Below are 435 nucleotides of genomic sequence, written 5' to 3'. Positions count from 1 at the left end.
ACAGGCGAACAAGCAGCAACAACACAAACAGCTTACCAAGCGCCTGCTCAAACAAAAACAGTGGCTGAACAACCAGTGAAGCAAGAACCAGTTCAACAAGCAGCACCTGCTCAACCAGTTGCTCAAGCAACGCAAACAGCGGCACAAGCAACACCAGCGACAACAAACACAAGCTCAGCGAAAGAATGGATCGCTCAAAAAGAATCTAGCGGTTCTTATACAGCAACAAACGGTCGTTACATCGGACGTTACCAATTAGATTCTTCTTACTTAAATGGTGACTATTCAGCAGCAAACCAAGAACGAGTTGCTGAACAATACGTATCTTCTCGTTATGGCTCATGGGAAGCAGCTAAATCTTTCTGGGAAGCAAACGGTTGGTACTAATATAAAATAGCTTGTTTAAAAAGCGAAGGTCCCTCTTTAGGATCTTCG

Annotated in this window: 1 pseudogene; it reads left to right on the top strand. The window is 44.1% G+C overall.

The window, feature by feature from the left end:
* Positions 1-387: pseudogene (locus AB3I42_RS14040) on the top strand (peptidase M23); the annotation flags it as partial.
* Between the last annotated feature and the right edge of the window lie 48 nt (positions 388-435).

Source organism: Enterococcus sp. C53 (genome assembly GCF_040887425.1).
Lineage (GTDB): Bacteria > Bacillota > Bacilli > Lactobacillales > Enterococcaceae > Enterococcus_B > Enterococcus_B hirae.
This window is presented reverse-complemented; position numbering and strand designations above follow the sequence as displayed.